This is a genomic window from Anaerobacillus sp. 1_MG-2023 (assembly GCF_030547345.1).
Classification (GTDB): domain Bacteria; phylum Bacillota; class Bacilli; order Bacillales; family Guptibacillaceae; genus Guptibacillus; species Guptibacillus hwajinpoensis_B.
This window is the reverse complement of the sequence record NZ_JAUORD010000001.1, coordinates 46,861-63,568: the sequence shown is the minus strand read 5'-3', so window position 1 is coordinate 63,568 and position 16,708 is coordinate 46,861. Positions and strand designations below refer to the sequence as shown.

Below are 16,708 nucleotides of genomic sequence, written 5' to 3'. Positions count from 1 at the left end.
ACAATCATCCTCATCTAAGAAAATTAAATACTTTTATGCAAAAAATATTGTGGAATTAATTCCAATTTCTGATATACTATTTTTGAAAACTAAATATGGAGAAGGGCAAACTTATTGAAAAATAAGGGCGCAAAGACATGGGTCGTCGATTCTATTTTGTGAATACCGATCGCCAGTCTACAATGCCAGAGCCGCTCTCTGATTAATCAGGAGGCCAACCAATGGGTGTTATCTCAACAAAGCAAATTGTTGCAATGTCATGTGCTATTCTGTTTACATTTATCATGATTTCTCCTCTGACCTCTCACGCCGCCAGTCATCCACTATCTGACGTCACTTCTTACAAAGTTTATTATGATGCTCCTACGCCACGATTAATTACAAAAATGAAGCAATACGACGTAATGATCATAGAACCTGTTTACTATAGTAAACAACAAATTTCAGAAATTAAAAGTTCTGGTACAAAAGTTTATGGCTATATTAATACGATGGAAGCTGATAATTGGAATACAGCACTTATCAATCAATTAAATGAAGCTGATTTCTTTCACCGTAACGGAGAAAGAGTTCACTACACCGAATGGGATTCCTATCTCACCGATATCACTTCTGTTCACTATCGTGACGTTCTTCTATCAGAAGTGACAGCGCAAATCGCTGAAAAGGGACTTGATGGTGTTTTCCTTGATACAGTCGGTAATATTGATAATGAACATTGGGAGAACCCAACTGTCCTTCAAGCTCAACAAGAAGGAATGGTAGCCTTCTTACAACAAATCAAGCAACAACATCCTTCACTTTCTCTCATACAAAATTGGGGCTTTCAAACGTTAAAAGATTACACAAGTTCTTACGTTGATGCGATTATGTGGGAGAACTTCAATTATTCAACCGTATCGAAGGACGAATGGTCAAAAGATCGTATGGCTGATTTAAAAGAAATTCAGCAAGAAACAGACTTAGCAGTTCTTACGGTTTCAACAGAGCAGAAATGGAATAGCATTTCTTATGCTGAATCTAATGGTTTTGTTCATTTCCATACGAGGAATGGTTATAATAGCTGGTAAGTTCTTAATAATAGAATTGCATATAAATTAATAAAATACCATATTTTATGTAGATATTTCGATATAAATATTTTAAATTCCGACAGCGTTCGTCAAAAGCGAACGCTTATGTTTTTTAAAGAACGAAAAGTCTTAGTTGAAGAATAAAATGATGAAAAAATGTTAAAGAGTGGAGAGATTTTTCTTACCTAGTTTAAGCTGGAACATTTGTTAAGGGCTTCGCTGAAGATAATGGACGTTACTTATCAAATTAAATAAAACCGCAAAAAGGTTAAGCTTAAATGCGCTTAACTTTTTTGCGGTAGTGAGAAGTGAAAGGTTATTGGATATTTGCTGTTTCAAGCTCAACTGCTTTTATAGCACCTTCCTTTGCTTCTGAAACAAACGCTAGCTTATTTTCACCAGTATAATATACGTGCAAGTATTCGTTATCAAGTTCGTTAAATACAACTTCATCAGGCTCGCCAAACTGACAAACTACATCTGTATAAGGGATAGCGGGTCCTTCCGATAGCGCGTTATAACGTAAATGACTTACCGTTTCGTTTGCAGTTAGGTAAGCGTACTTTTCATCATAGAAACCGGGTGTTCCTTCATAGAATGTTTCATCATAGGTCATCTCAGGCTTTATCTTCTTTAGGGCTTCTTCAGACATACCAAGAAAAATGGAGGCATCCTTAAGATGACCTTGCTCTGCAAAATCCAGTAATTCTGAATGGAATGGAGCTTTTTCACAGGAAGAAGCCTCTTCTAATGTTAGTGGTTTTTCATCTGTCATCTTATAATCACCGTTGAATCCAACAGCTGCATCATGGTAACTAAGACAAGCTTCTTCAATGAATGTAATAACGTCATTCGTTCGAATAAACGTACCTGAACAAGAGGGGTCTTCCGTATCCTCAAACGTTGCTTCATCACCGTTTATTGTAGCTGTTCCATTCAAATTCCCAACATCCGATCCGCTACTAACGTCGATCGTAAACTGAAAGGATTCTTTCGTCACGTTTGATATGCTTAAGTTCCCTTGATCGAATGCAGGATCAATATAAAGTGCTTCTTTCCATTCAGAAGTACTTTCTTCGTTCGCTGCTTCATTATTCGTATTCGATTCCAGTTCGATTCGAGTATATACGCCTGTAAAAGAGGCGCTATTCTCATTCATTGATTCACATGCTTCACTCGTATCAATGGCTAAGCGGTCCTCTTTCCAACCGAACGAGGCTTTGCAAGCCTCATTATCAGGGTGTGTGAAATGAGCCATTTCTCCGTTAACCTCAGCAGTCCCTGAAAGCTCTCCAACATTTTGACCATCATAGGATTGAAGCATAAATGTAAAGGAAGTAGAAGTTGAATCTGTTACATCAAGCCCCCCGTGGATTTCTCCATCTTTCTCCCACTTGTACGTGCCATCTTGAAATAGAATGTCCTTTTGTACGGCTTCCTCTGAAGGCTTGTCCACCGTTTCTTTCTCCGCTTCTACCTTTTCCGATGAGTCAGAAGTAGTTAAGAAGTTACATGACGTGACGATGAGTAGTAAAGTAAACAACAATACGAGACGAAGCGTTTTCATATGATTCCTCCCTACTGAAGTAAGTTGATGACATCATTATACATAACGTTCCGTAAAAGAATGGGATATTGGTGTCGAGCCGGGAAAAAATTCCTTGTCTAGTTTAAGCGAATTCTTTTGTAATTTAGTTGACCATTTCCGGGGAAATGAATGGAAGAAGTCGAATGAAACATTACTTTTCGTTCCGCTGGGGAAGAATGTGTTGAAAATAGGGAGCAAGGTATAATCTCTAAATCTCCTATTGCCAATTGAGCGAGTGGACGATTATGATGAATTTAAATGAGACAAGTTCGACATATCACAACAACTGGTGGGATGGAATGAAAACCATAACAAAACAGCTCATTCGTTTATTTGAGTCAGTTCATGGAAGTATTTTAAGAAAGTCTGTCATGATTTTTGTTTTCATTCTTGTTATACCAACGTTAATGATCTATCAGCTGATCATTAACTATGCGGAAGATATGATTGAAGAGGACATTATTAGTGAGAATGTCGCGAACACGGAAAGTATCGTGAAGCGTGTAAATAATGAAATTTCCAGTGTTGTTTTGCAGCTGCATTTAATGGCAGGAAATGGAGAAGGAAGCGAAATTAACGCGGAACGTATGTATGAGCGATCCAGACAGGCGATTGCGCAGAGCTCTATTATTCGGTCTATCTATTATTTAGATGACACTAGTAACGTCATATTTGAATCTCCTTTTGCCCCTGAGCTTGAAGGTGTCTCTTATCACTATCCAGAGTTTGATCGAATTCAATGGACGCACAATTATGCTGTTTCTAGTGTTATTCAAAATTTTAGCGGTGAGGATATTGTTTCGGTGGGGATTCCAGTCTTTGATGAAAAAAACGCTTTTCAAGGTGCTTTAATTGCTGAATTTAGTCAGGATTATTTATCTGAAATCGTAAGAAGTATCAGCATGAGTGAAGGACATTTTGGGATGATGGTTGATCTAGAAGGAATTGTCCTGGCTTCTACCAATGAACAATCAATCGGCTCAGCTATTTCAAGTGATTTACCTTCTAAGCAAATATTTGAGGAAGTTTCAGGGGTTGCACGTTCATCTTATGGAGGGAATCAGAGCATCATCGCTTATCAAACACTGCGTGATGAATGGGGTCTAGTTTACGGGGTGTCAGAAGATATTGCCTTTGCCCCTGTTCGAAAACTATCACTAGTGCTTACGTTATCCTTTCTCGGCATTCTCATTCTTTCATTCTTTTTCATCGTTGCCGGTATTCGAAATATTGTTTATCCCATTATTCGATTAACAGATTATGCAAAGGATTATAGGGAGAAGGTTTTTTACCAGGAGCATGATCCATCGCAAAGTGTCCGAAAAGATGAAGTGGGAGAATTGACTCGAACGATCATTTCTGTCGGCAATAGTAATTATGAGAAGCAGCATCAGCTAGAAGAAAGTGAACGCTACTTAAATGACATGATTGAAGGAATCCCTTATGGCATGATTACGATTAATGATCACGCGATCGTAACGCATGTGAACAATCGATTCGAAAACCTCATTGGGTATAGTAGAAATGATCTCGTCGGAAAGTCATTATCAGAACTTCCGATTAAAAGTACCGATGAAGACTTTATGTTGTTAAAAGCCTTAATCTCTGAGGACCCTAGCATCGAATGTGAAAGTTACATTATCGATGCAAATGGAAGGCGTCACATTGTGAATATCGCTACGTCTCGCTTCTATAATGCTCAGAATAAAATTATTGGCAGCATTGCTGTGCTACAGGATATTTCACAAATGAAGATGCTAGAGTCACGTTTGAAACAAAATGATAAGCTTGCATTAATAGGGCAAATTACCACGGGTATTGCTCATGAAATCAAAAACCCGCTTGCGATTTTAACAGGATCTTCTGAGATGTTAAGAGAAGAAGTGGAGGAAGCCAATAGTTCAGAAGAGATTCTTGAATTATCGCGTGATATTGATCAAGTCGTGAAACGAATGAAGCTCATTGTGAATAATTTCTTGAATTTTGCAAAAGTTAACAAAGCCGATGCTCGACCAATCCAGTTAAAGAAAGTGATTGATGAAGTCCTACATCTAGTGAGATTTAAGCTAAAAGAATTAAATATAGAGGTCGTAAAGCACTATGAGACAAGCGGAGACCTCGTCGGTTTCTATGATGAGTTAATTCAAGCCTTTTTAAATATCATTCTTAACGCAATCGATGCAATGAAAGAGGAAGGAACATTAACCGTTACGATTGAAGAGGATGAGAAATATGTTCATGTCGCTATCGGAGACACAGGAACGGGCATTGTTACGAGTAATCTTGAATGGCTTTTTGATCCATTTTTTTCGACTAAGGAAGAAGGGAATGGACTTGGGTTAACGATCGCGAGAGATATCATTAAAGAAAATAATGGCGATCTTACGGTTGAGAGCGTAGAGGGTGAGGGGACAACGATTCATTGTTGGTTCCAACGATAGAAAAGGGGTGGCGTTATGGAGAAAACCGTTTTGATCGTAGATGATGAAATGCAGCTTGCGAAGCTAATCGGCAGGAAGTTAACGAAGGCAGGCCTATCGTCAGTTTTGGCTCATAAGGGAAGTGCTGCTATCGACTTATTTAAAAGAAAAGAAACGGCAGTCGTAATTCTGGATTATATGCTACCAGATATGACAGGTCTTCAAGTATTGGAAGAAATGAAAAGGCTTAAGCCAGATGTGCCGGTCATTATGATGACGGCTTATGGAAATGTCGAGAGTGCTGTCGGGGCAATGAAACTGGGCGCCGTCGATTATTTGAACAAACCGATGGAGCTCGAAGAAGTGAAAGACTTGGTTATGAAACAACTCGATACAAAGGTAGAGCCTCCGCCAAAAGAAAACGATCCATTTGTATTTCAAAGTCCTGAGATGAAGCGTGTGATGGCATTTCTAAATCAGGTGAAGGATACGGATGCAAGTATTTTAGTGCTAGGTGAGAGTGGCGTGGGCAAAACGGCTCTTGCTCATTGGATTCATTCAAATAGTTATCGAGGGGCGGGCCCAATGCTATCGATTAACTGTGCGGCTATACCTGAGCACCTTCTCGAAAGTGAGTTGTTTGGTTATCAGAAGGGAGCATTTACCGGAGCTGTAACAACGAAAATCGGAAAATTCGCTGCTGCAGATAAAGGGACGATTTTTCTAGATGAGATTGGAGAGATTTCTCCTTCCATGCAAGCAAAGCTTCTTCATGTCATTGAAGATAAAAAGGTGATGCAGCTAGGTAGCAATGAATATCGCACAGTAGATGTACGAATCATTACAGCAACGAATAAGGATTTAAAAAAATCCGTTGCGGAAGGTATGTTTCGTGAGGATCTTTACTATCGTCTAAATTTAATCGAAATTGAGATCCCTCCCCTACGTGAAAGGATGGAAGATATCCCCCTTTTCATTCAATCACAAATGAAGAAATTAAATCGAAAGTATAAGAAACAAATTTATATAGCAGAGGAATGCATCAACCTTCTCCTCCGTCATACGTGGCCAGGTAACATTCGCGAGCTACTCAATATGCTTGAACGCATTCATATCGTAAAACGAGAAGGAACAATTATGCCAGAAGATCTTGCGCATGCATCTCTTATGTCGATACCAAAAGATGAACCTGTAGGATCACAGGACTTCAGTGGAAGTCTTTCCGAGGTGCTAGAAGATATAGAGGAAAAGATGATTCGACAAGCGCTTGGAGAAACAAATGGCAACCAGACGAAAGCAGCAGACCGCCTTGGGATTGCCAGGCATACGTTAATTTACAAAATGAAAAAAATCGGCATCAGTCTATGAGAAGGTTTCTTCTAATCATTGGATGCCTTACTTTCCTTATTTCTTGTCAGTCAAAAGAAGAAATAAAGCAGAAAGATGCCACAGAGAGCGCTCATCTGACTATTAAACTTGGATCCAAAGCATTTACTGAACAATACCTTTTAATGAAAATGACTGCCCTTCTTTTGATGGAAGAAGGATTTGATATTGATGAAATGCGCTTTCTTGATAGTCCTTCCATTCGTGATGCATTTGAAAACAAAGTGATTGATTTGTATTGGGAGTACACGAACACCGCTAAAACGATTTATCATAAAAGTGGACCAGGTTATGATTCACTCAAAGCTTATGAATCTGTTAAAAAAGAAGATGAAAAAAACGATATTATTTGGTTAGAGAAAAGTGATTTTAATAGTTCTTGGGGGCTCATCATGAAAGAGTCCTTTGCTAAGCAGCATCAACTTGATTCGGTGAGTGATCTTGTCACGTATATGAGCAATCAGGAACATCCATCATTAAAAATGGCGACAAATGACGAATATTTAATAAGAGAAGACGGTCTCAGTCATTTAGAAGACGTGTATCAATTTTCGGTGAACAAAGATCAGCTCCTTGCGGTTGATTCAGAATTGCTGAGCCTCGCTGTAAAAGAGTCTCGAGTACAGGTAGCTGTTGGAATGATTACGGATAGTCGCATTAAAGACTATCACCTCATTGTATTAGAAGATAATCGCAAGGCGTTTCCACCATATGATGCTGCTCCAGTAGTACAGCGGAAAATGATAGAGCAATATCCAGAGATTCAAGAGCCACTTGAGAAGCTTTCTGCTTCCATTACAAACGAAGAAATGATTGGTCTAAACTATCGAGTGGACGTTTTGCACCAGGATGTAGGAAAAGTCGCGAAGGCTTTTCTACAAGACCAAGGGTTGTTAAGAGTGGAATAGAGGGTAGAGCTTCCAGTGGCTCTTTTATCATCAAAAGACAGCATTTTCCTTCTCTGATGGAAGGCTTACTTTGTGGTAAGCTGTTGTTAGATGTTGATTATGATAGAAAGGTAGTTGAGTGACTCTGGACTTTATATCAAATAATATTGTGTTGCTTGGCATCGCCTGTATTATTATTGCGCTGCTATTAGCGAAATTCACAAAGAAGAAGTAAGGCGCTGTTCAATGGAACAGTGCTTTTTTTGTGTGAAAATGCGACACTGTAGGAATTTTCTACAGTAAAAGTGTAGAATTTTTCTACACTTTTAGTAATTGTGGGGAACAATTCGCACTGTTATAAGGATTTAAAAGTTGGCACAATCCTTGCATTATATAACAGTGAGAAATTCAAGTTAGATTCAAGGAGGATTTAATGTACTTTTAAACATATTGTTCGCGTGAGTGTGAAGGTCCTTAACGTATAGTGAAATGAAAACGCTTTAATTGATTTAGCATAATCAATATTTGTTTCTATCGCATTCAGTCAGTCTCGGGTAGTTCAAACCGCCTATTCGTGAAAGAGGGTTTTCAGATGAGATATGAGCAAGATGAGTTTGGCACTGTCAAGATTCCAAGCGAGGCTCTCTATGGGATCCAGACAGTTAGGAGTACTGCAAATCTAAGCTTTTCAGAAAAAAAGCTTACAGATTATCCCGATTATGTGAAGGCACTAAGCATTGTGAAAAAGGCTGCTACGCTTGCAAATGGTGAGGCGGGAGTGCTACCGAAGCGAATTCAGGATGCCATTGTTACGGCATGTGATGAGCTTATTAGCGGAAAGCACGTAGAACATTTTCCAGTTGATCCATATCACGGAGGAGGTGGTATTGGATCGAACATGAACGTGAATGAAGTTGTATCGAATCGAGCGAATCAAATTCTTGGATACGAGATTGGTAGCTACGAAGAAGTGCAACCCAATGATCATGTGAACGCTTCCCAATCCACTTCGGACGTTTGTCATACGGCGATTCGTCTTACGATTGCAAGGCAACTGGAGAAGCTCCTTGCTGTTGTGAAATCGTTGCAACAAAGCATAAGAGAAAAAGCGAATGAATGGTCGGATGTAATGACCATTTCGCGCACCTGTTTACAGGATGGAATGAGGGTACCGCTCGGAGATTCGATGTCAGGTGTTGAGGCGTTGCTTGATCGCCGCATGGAGTCACTACAAAAAGCTACAGAACAAATGGACCGCATTAATCTAGGAGGAACGGTTATCGGTTCTGGGATTGGAGCGTCTGAGGGATACCGGAAAAACATTTTGCATTATTTAAGGGAAACGACGAGTCGGAACGTCATGTACCGTGACAATTTATTTGATGCAGCTCAGCATCTTGATGACCTTGGAGATGTATCAAACGAGCTGAGGCAGCTAGCTAGTGGTTTGATTAAATTCGGAAAAGATCTACGCATTCGCGCTTCTGGTCCTGAAACAGGTTTTGGAGAACTATCGCTACCGGCAGTACAGGCGGGCTCATCGTTCTTCCCTGGGAAAGTAAATCCAGTAATACCTGAAACGCTCATTCAATGTTGTTTCAAGGTACTTGGGTGTGATCGTACTGTCCAGGCAGCACTAGAACATGGAGAGCTTGATCTTAACGTGTTCGAAGGCGTAGCCGGGATGGCGATAATAGATGCGATCCAAATGTTGACAAATGTGCTGCCAGTTTTCGAAGAACGTTGTGTAAAAGGAATAAGAGTGAATGAAGCAACGTGCAGAGATTATGCAAACACCACAATTCCGCTAGTTGTTGATTTAAAAGAACGCTTTGGTTATGAAGCTGTCTCAAACGCAATGAAAACAGATGGTAAAGATGGGTTACTTCAACTACAAGCAAATGGGGGATATTAATATGAAAAACATTCAAAAGAAGTTTGAAGGCATTAAGCAGCCAAAGTTAGAGTGGGCGAGTCATTGGCTTGAGAAACCAAAAAAGCTTTATATAAATGGACGGTGGGTGGAAAGCAGTAGCGGAGAAACGATTGAATCCATTAATCCTGCGACTGGAAAACGAACTGGTTCAATCCATAGCGCCAAAAAAGAAGATGTCGATCAAGCAGTTTCGGCAGCTAGAGAGGCGTTCGATCATGGCACATGGAAAGAAACAACGCGAAAAGAAAGAGCAAGGATTCTACGCGAGATTAGTGCTCTTATTATTGAACACCAGGATGAGTTAGCAACGCTTGAGTCTCTAGATAATGGAAAGCTTTATACGGAAGCTTATAACGATGATGTTCAAGAAGCATCAGATCTCTTCCAATATTACGCGGGATGGACGGATAAGTATTATGGAGAAAACAATCCGGTGGAAGGAAATTTCTTAAGCTATACAACGCGAGATCCTATCGGCGTTTGTGGTCAAATTGTTCCATTTAATTTTCCAATTGGTATGGCCGTATGGAAGCTATCGCCAGCGCTTGCGATGGGGAATACGGTTGTTTTGAAGCCTTCTAGTACGACATCTTACTCAGCAATTCGTCTTGTTGAAATCATTCATGAAGCGAAGCTATTACCGCCAGGCGTTCTAAATTTAATTCTTGGTAAAGGCTCGATTGGATCTTACATTAGCACGCATTTGGACGTTGATAAAATTTCCTTTACAGGAAGCACGGAAGTTGGGAAAAAGCTCGTTCATGATTCAGCGGATTCCAACTTGAAGCCAGTCACACTAGAGCTAGGAGGCAAGTCACCAAATATTATTTTTGCAGACGCACCAAATCTTGAAGGGGCGATTGAAGGTTCATTCTATGGGTTGTTTACCCATAAAGGCGAGAAGTGTTCTGCACCAACACGACTTTTTGTGGAGCGCCCAGTTTATGATGAGGTAGTTGAAAAAATCGGTGAATATGCAAGCGTATACAAGTGTGGTGATCCATTTGATCCTGAAAGTGATCAGGGACCACAGGTTTCAGAGGCTCATATGAACAGTATTCTTCATTACATTGAAAGTGGAAAACAAGAAGGCGCACGGCTTGTCGCCGGAGGAGAGCGTGATATTGAGGGTGAGAAAGCGAATGGATTTTATATTAAGCCAACTATTTTCGCTGACGTGACAAACGGTATGACGATTGCACAGGAAGAGATATTTGGACCTGTCCTTTGCATCCTGCCATTCGATTCGGAAGAAGAGGTTATTCGAATGGCGAATGATACGATTTATGGTCTTGCTGCTGGTCTATGGACGAATGATGTCTCTCGTGCGCATCGCGTAGCGAAAAAGCTTGAAGCTGGTATGGTATTCGTAAACAAATATGGCTGCTACGACTTTGCTAGTCCATTTGGAGGCTGGAAACAAAGTGGTTGGGGCAAAGAATATGCCGTGCACTCGCTTCAATCGTATACAAAAACAAAAGCAATCTGGGTTGCTTACTAAAAGAGCGGAGGAAAGAGTATGAAAATGAAAGCGGCTGTAATGACGGGTCTAGGTGCACCACTTGAAATTCAAGAAGTGGAGTTAGCTTCACCGAAAGCAAATGAAGTCCTTGTAAAAATTGCGGCGACTGGGGTTTGTCATAGTGACCTCAACGCCGTACAAGATCCATCGACCCCGTTCCCAACCATTCTCGGTCATGAAGGCGCTGGTACAGTTGTTGAGGTAGGTCCTAACGTCAAGACGGTTAAACCTGGTGACAAAGTAGCACTAAGCTGGGTTCCCTACTGCGGGACGTGTGAGTTTTGTGTCACTGGTGCTATTCATCTTTGTGAGTCAGCCTTTGGCCCAATGTTTAACGGTACGCTTCTCGATGGAACTTCTCGACTTAGTAAGGATGGTCTTCCGCTTTTTCATAATTCTCTTCTTTCGACATTTGCTGAATATGCCGTCGTTCCTGATATGTCTTGTGTGAAATTACCAGATGCGATGCCGCTGGCTCAAGCATCGCTGATTGGATGTGGCGTTGCCACTGGATATGGTGCAGCGGTCAATGCCGCTAAAGTAACTCCGGGTTCAACCGTTGCTGTGTTTGGCATCGGAGGTGTAGGAGTGAATGCGATTCAAGGTGCGAGAATCGCCGGTGCTTCGAAAATCATTGCCTGTGATATGAAGCCAGCGAACCTTGAAATCGCGAAGCAATTCGGGGCTACACATACTGTGAACGTGAGCGAGGGGGATGCACCTGAAATGATTCGTGCGATAACGAACGGATTTGGTGTTCATTATGCGATCGACTGCTCAGGACATACAGCTGCTACCGCTAACGCCTGGAATGCAACTCGTAAAGGTGGAACGATTGTAGTTGTTGGTGCCTTTCATCCTGAAATGTCACTTAGTCTGCCTGCGGGTGGTTTTCACCGAGTTGGAAAAGTGATCAAAGGAAGCTTCTACGGAGATACCCAGCCATATCGTGATTTTCCTAAAATTGCTGAGCTTTACCTCGATGGTAAGTTTATGCTTGATGAACTTGTGATTAATCGCGTTTCCTTGGATGAAATCAACCAGGCCTTTGACTCATTTCATGATTGCAACTGCGTGAATGTAGGTCGATCTGTGATTGATTTTCAAAGAGAACCGGTGATCAATGGTGAACGTTATACAGAATTTATTTAAGGTGTAAAAGGCCGTGCGGTTACAATGCGGACTAGTCCAAAGAGAAATATCAAAAAAAGGTGGATGCAGTCAAGAAACAACAGTTTTACTTGCGGTAACGGTTAATTGAATAATCTCATGGGAGGGGTTTATGTTATGAAAAGTTTTAAGCATCCAGTTTTCTGGCCACCGTTTCTTCTATTACTTGTAGCTGCTATTGTTAGTTTTACAAATAAAGAGGCCTTTATTACGACGGCAACTGGTATGAACAATTGGGTGATTGCCAATCTTGGCTGGCTATTTAGCATCGCAGGGTTATTAATGGTCGTAGCCTGTGTTGCTGTATACTTCTCACCACTAGGAAACATCCGCATTGGCGGAGACAAAGCGAAGCCGATGTTGAAGCCAATGACGTGGTTTGCGATTACCTTAACGACTACGATTGCGGCAGGTCTGACGTTCTGGGGAATTGTTGAGCCACTATACCATGTATCGGCACCTCCACAATCGCTTGGCATTGATCCTAATAGTCCAGAAGCAGCCATTTTTTCTCTTTCTACAATGTATTTGCATTGGTCGATTACACCTTATGCGATTTACTGTTTACCAGCGATCGTCTTTGCTTTTGCATATTACAATATGAAAAAGCCTTTTAGCTTAAGTTCAACGTTAGCTCCCCTCTTCGGTAATCGCATTTCGGGCAAATGGGCGAATGTAATTGATGCTCTTTGCCTGTATACACTTGCTCTTGGCATGGCAGCTTCGATGGGTACGAGTTTATTGAACCTTGGCGGTGGCGTTAACTACATTAGTGGAATTGCGAGCTCGCCAACCTTATGGGCTACGATTGCCATTGCGTTAATGGTGACGTTTATTATTTCAGCGTCTACAGGTTTAATGAAAGGGATTCGTGTTCTTTCCAATATCAATATGAGACTTTTTATAGGGATTATCATCTTTATGTTTATCGTGGGGCCGACTTCTTACTTATTAAATTTAGGAACGGAATCAGCGGGGAATTATTTTACGAACTTCTTTAACAAAAGTCTCTTCACGGGTGCATCTGCTGGAGATCCTTGGCCACAATCGTGGACGACGTTCTACTGGGCAAGCTGGTTCTCTTGGGCAGCGATTACGGCTTTATTCCTTGGAAGAATTTCATTTGGCTACAAAGTGAAACACATGATTATCGTCAATTTTGTTTTACCGGCATTTTTCGGGGGAGTCTGGATGACAATCTTTAGTGGAACAGCAATCAACATGGAGATGACAGGCGCTGGACTTGCTAACATCATGAATACATCAGGTGCAGAGGCAGCGCTCTATGCGGTATTTGATGCTCTACCGCTTGCAGCAATTGTGATTCCGATTTATGTGTTTATCGTCTTTATATCCTTTGTGACTGCAGCTGATTCAAACCTTGCAGCCATGGGTGGTATTTCTTCAACAGGGATCACACCTAGTAGTCCTGAACCAAGTGTGCTCATAAAAGTTGTTTGGGGGATAACAGTAACGCTAGTTGCATGGATCATGATCAGCTACGCGAATATTGATGGAATTAAGATGTTAGCCAATCTCGGTGGTGTTCCGGCCCTATTCTTATCCCTATTCGTTCTCGGTTCTCTTATGAAAATCATTCGTAATCCTAAGAAATTCGAGAAGTTTGATGAGTCAGAAGAAGTTGGAGGTATAGAAGAACAAAACCCGAAAGATAGAGCTGTATAAACGTAAGGAACAGACAACCGTCTGTTCTTTTTTACTTGAATGGATTACCGCGTGAATGAATCGTGCTAAACTAGTAATATATGAAGAGAGGAGTGAAGGTAAGTGGGGAAATGTACAATCGATCACTCGTACGGAGACGTTATGACAAAGCTTGAGAACCAGTCACCTTATATGCCAGATGAACTTGTGCAGGATACATATCGCTTCTTACAACAAACGATTACACAGGAAACATTGAACGAACTGTTTCACCTATTGAAGAAATATGATCTCGCTTCCGAGGAAGTGCGCCAAGAACGGAATGCTGGACTTCAAAAACTGATGCGGTAAACGGTTTTAACTCAAATTCGATATTTCCACGAAATCCTAATTCATGCCGCTCTATTTCAAATAACTTCTTTAATGAGGAGATTGATACAGCGGCTTTCAATTTAATAAATGATAAGCTAAACAATAGTAACTTATTTACTAGTACAGAAAGAAGTGAAATGCAATGACGACAAAGCTATTTTATGAAGACCCATACATTAAGACATTTACTGCTGAAAAGTGGGAGCAGTTCACAGATGAAGCGAATCGCTCTTACGTTATTCTAGATCAAACGGCTTTTTATCCAACTGGTGGGGGACAGCCGTATGATGGTGGAACGCTTAATGGTGTACAGGTTCTTGATGTAGAAGAGGTAGAAGGAGAAATCCACCACTATGTTGACGGCAAGCTTCCGGCGACAGAACATGTTCACGGGGATATTAACTGGGCACGCAGGTTTGATCACATGCAGCAGCATGCAGGACAGCACATTCTTTCGGCAGCTTTTGAAGACCAACTTGGATATAGTACGGTGAGCTTTCATCTAGGTCAGGAAGTCTGTACGATCGATCTTAACGTTGCTACACTAGATGATGAAGAAGTTAAAACAGCTGAAAAATTTGCGAATAACGTTGTTCAGCGGAACTTGCCGATTGAAACGAAGTGGGTAAGCGAAGAGGAGCTGGCGAACTATACCCTTCGAAAGCAGCTAGCCGTCTCGGAAGACATCCGTCTTGTGATGATTCCAAACGTTGACTATAGCGGATGCGGAGGGACACATCCTTCTTCGACAGGCCAGGTACAGGCGATATCTATTTTGAAAATAGAAAAGCAAAAAAAACAAACGCGTGTCCATTTTGTTTGTGGCGAGCGAGTAACTGATGAACTTCGGAAGAAACAGGGAATCATGCTTGGGCTCACGAACGCTCTAAGCGTTCCTCAATCAGATTTAGTAGAAGCGGCAGAACGAGTACTTCTTCAGTCGAAAGAATATGAAAAAACGATTGAAGAGCTAAATGAAAAACTACGTACCTATGAAGCAAAGGAATTACTTCATGGTGCTGATACCATTCAAGACCAAAAAGTCGTGCAGATGATTTCCAAACAGCATGGAATGAAAGAACTGCAAAAACTGGCGAAGATGGTGCTGAAAGAAGATCCACATGTGATCGTCTTTTTCATAAGTGAGGGAGAAGATAAGCTGCAAATTGTTTGTGGAAGAGGAGAAGCTTTATCTTATGATATGAACTTTAGTTTAAAAGAAGTTCTTCCATTCATTAATGGAAAAGGTGGAGGAAAGAAAGACTTTGCGCAGGGCGGGGGAGAACCGGTTCGTTCTGCAGAAGAGGTTTTAATTGAACTTGTGAAAGTAACGCTACATTAAAAAACGAGCGCCCCTAAGCATTGCTGGGGCGTTTTTTCTATTTTGGTAAAAATATGAATATAACTCTTGTCATACAAGATAGCTTAGCATATACTTCATATATACTTTGCTTTACAAGGTAGCTGAATGATTTCTATAACTCTTGTATAACAAGAGTTATAGATTGGAAAGATTGGTGAAGCATATGCATACAACTCAAATGTTAAAAGGAATCATTGATGGCTGTATTTTATCCATTATTAGTGAAGGGGAAGTATACGGATATGAGCTTGCCTCAAAGCTTGATGATTATGGCTTCGAAGCATTTAGTGAAGGGACGATTTACCCGATCCTTATCCGTTTACAGAAAGATCAGCTCATACAGTCAACATTAAAGAAATCAACAGCAGGACCAAAGCGAAAATACTACTCATTAACGAAAAAGGGGGAAGAAGAATTAGGAGATTTTCAGAAAAGGTGGAATCATTTAAGTACAACGGTTAATCAGATTTTAAATAAGGAGAGTGAATGAGGAGATGACGAAAGAAAACGAGAAATTTATTCTAGATATGCGTATTTATCTAATTACGAAAGGAGTAGATGAAGAGGAAATCGATAGCTTCTTAATGGAAGCAGAAGATCATCTGGTAGAAGGTGAGAAAGATGGGAAGACAGCCAGGGATATTTTCGGTAAGTCTCCGAAAGCTTACGCAAACGAACTGATTGATTCGATGGATCAGTCGCCACATGATAATCGGAAATTAATTGCGCGTATGATTGCAGGAGTTTTTGGTATCTTTTTAGTATCACAGTTTATAGATGGGAATACATCATTTTCACTAATTGAAATCATCGGTTATCCTATTTCAACGATCGTATGGTTAGTTGCTCTTATAGGTGCCCTTAGGATGAGTTCTTTCCATACAGGTGTAAAGAGTTTTCTGATTGTTTATGCGATCGTTATGGTTCCGATGCTCTTTACAGTAGGTGTTACGATTCTTCACATAGAATTTGGCAGAGACGTGTTGTTTCTCAGTCAACCAGTTGCTTTAACTGTAGGCGGTATCATTATAATTGGTCTAATTGCTAACTTCAATTCTCTTATTGGTTTGTTATCGAGTCTTGTTTTAATGCTGATTCTTTTTGGAGCTCAACTGCTGTTTAGTTTGCTTCATTTGGAAAGTTTCGCATGGGAGATGGGCGCCTATGTTATTAGCGTCGTTGGGCTTATCGTGATGATGAGTTTTCGGAAGCAATTACCTAAGACGATCATAAAGGGTTAGAATTTGAAGAGAGAGGATACATGACACTTCATAAACTGACCAATCATAAGAATTGACTGGTCAGTATATTTTAGTAGGAAGCTTT

The 16,708-nt window shown here is 40.7% G+C and carries 13 protein-coding genes and 1 riboswitch; of the genes, 12 read left to right on the top strand and 1 reads right to left on the bottom strand.

The genetic code is table 11. The features are described 5' to 3' along the window. Positions 1 to 94 precede the first annotated feature (94 nt). Positions 95 to 185, top strand: a riboswitch (cyclic di-GMP riboswitch). Positions 186 to 221: 36 nt separating this feature from the next. Then, positions 222 to 1,070, top strand: coding sequence for a glycoside hydrolase family 191 protein (locus tag Q4550_RS00330; RefSeq protein ID WP_303529287.1), 849 nt, complete (start codon positions 222 to 224; stop codon positions 1,068 to 1,070). Positions 1,071 to 1,389: 319 nt separating this feature from the next. Here the strand turns inward: Q4550_RS00330 and Q4550_RS00325 are convergent, their stop codons facing one another. Further along, complete coding sequence (locus Q4550_RS00325; protein WP_303529285.1) at positions 1,390 to 2,640, bottom strand: hypothetical protein; 1,251 nt, start codon at positions 2,638 to 2,640, stop codon at positions 1,390 to 1,392. Between the two features lie 320 nt (positions 2,641 to 2,960). On the opposite strand from Q4550_RS00325, the gene Q4550_RS00320 reads away from it, so the two are divergent. The 11 genes from Q4550_RS00320 (at position 2,961) to Q4550_RS00270 (ending at position 16,623) form a co-directional block, all read left to right on the top strand. Then, a complete protein-coding gene (locus Q4550_RS00320; RefSeq protein WP_303529282.1) occupies positions 2,961 to 5,102 on the top strand; it encodes a sensor histidine kinase in 2,142 nt (713 codons plus the stop codon). 15 nt (positions 5,103 to 5,117) lie between these two features. Next, positions 5,118 to 6,449, top strand: a complete 1,332-nt coding sequence (locus tag Q4550_RS00315) for a sigma-54-dependent transcriptional regulator (protein WP_194220964.1) — start codon at positions 5,118 to 5,120, stop codon at positions 6,447 to 6,449. Continuing rightward, positions 6,446 to 7,375 carry an ABC transporter substrate-binding protein gene (locus Q4550_RS00310; RefSeq protein ID WP_194220965.1) on the top strand — a complete coding sequence of 310 codons (930 nt, stop codon included), beginning with the start codon at positions 6,446 to 6,448 and terminating at the stop codon, positions 7,373 to 7,375. The genes Q4550_RS00315 and Q4550_RS00310 overlap by 4 nt, the downstream gene beginning before the upstream one ends. Positions 7,376 to 7,946: 571 nt before the next feature. Further along, complete coding sequence (locus Q4550_RS00305) at positions 7,947 to 9,269, top strand: lyase family protein (protein ID WP_194220966.1); 1,323 nt, start codon at positions 7,947 to 7,949, stop codon at positions 9,267 to 9,269. A gap of 1 nt (position 9,270) precedes the next feature. Further along, complete coding sequence (locus Q4550_RS00300) at positions 9,271 to 10,791, top strand: aldehyde dehydrogenase family protein (RefSeq protein ID WP_303529276.1); 1,521 nt, start codon at positions 9,271 to 9,273, stop codon at positions 10,789 to 10,791. Positions 10,792 to 10,809: 18 nt separating this feature from the next. After that, positions 10,810 to 11,964, top strand: a complete 1,155-nt coding sequence (locus Q4550_RS00295; RefSeq protein ID WP_303529274.1) for a Zn-dependent alcohol dehydrogenase — start codon at positions 10,810 to 10,812, stop codon at positions 11,962 to 11,964. A gap of 135 nt (positions 11,965 to 12,099) precedes the next feature. After that, complete coding sequence (locus Q4550_RS00290) at positions 12,100 to 13,668, top strand: BCCT family transporter (protein WP_303529272.1); 1,569 nt, start codon at positions 12,100 to 12,102, stop codon at positions 13,666 to 13,668. A gap of 102 nt (positions 13,669 to 13,770) precedes the next feature. Continuing rightward, complete coding sequence (locus Q4550_RS00285) at positions 13,771 to 13,998, top strand: hypothetical protein (protein ID WP_483298546.1); 228 nt, start codon at positions 13,771 to 13,773, stop codon at positions 13,996 to 13,998. A 163-nt stretch (positions 13,999 to 14,161) separates the two neighbouring features. Beyond that, the gene (locus Q4550_RS00280; protein WP_303529270.1) at positions 14,162 to 15,361 is read left to right on the top strand and encodes an alanyl-tRNA editing protein; all 1,200 of its coding nucleotides are present in this window, start codon (positions 14,162 to 14,164) and stop codon (positions 15,359 to 15,361) included. Between the two features lie 184 nt (positions 15,362 to 15,545). Then, positions 15,546 to 15,872 (top strand): PadR family transcriptional regulator, encoded by a 327-nt coding sequence (locus tag Q4550_RS00275; RefSeq protein WP_303530448.1) that lies wholly within the window; start codon positions 15,546 to 15,548, stop codon positions 15,870 to 15,872. A 4-nt stretch (positions 15,873 to 15,876) separates the two neighbouring features. Then, complete coding sequence (locus tag Q4550_RS00270) at positions 15,877 to 16,623, top strand: DUF1129 family protein (RefSeq protein ID WP_303529269.1); 747 nt, start codon at positions 15,877 to 15,879, stop codon at positions 16,621 to 16,623. The last annotated feature ends 85 nt before the right edge of the window (positions 16,624 to 16,708 follow it).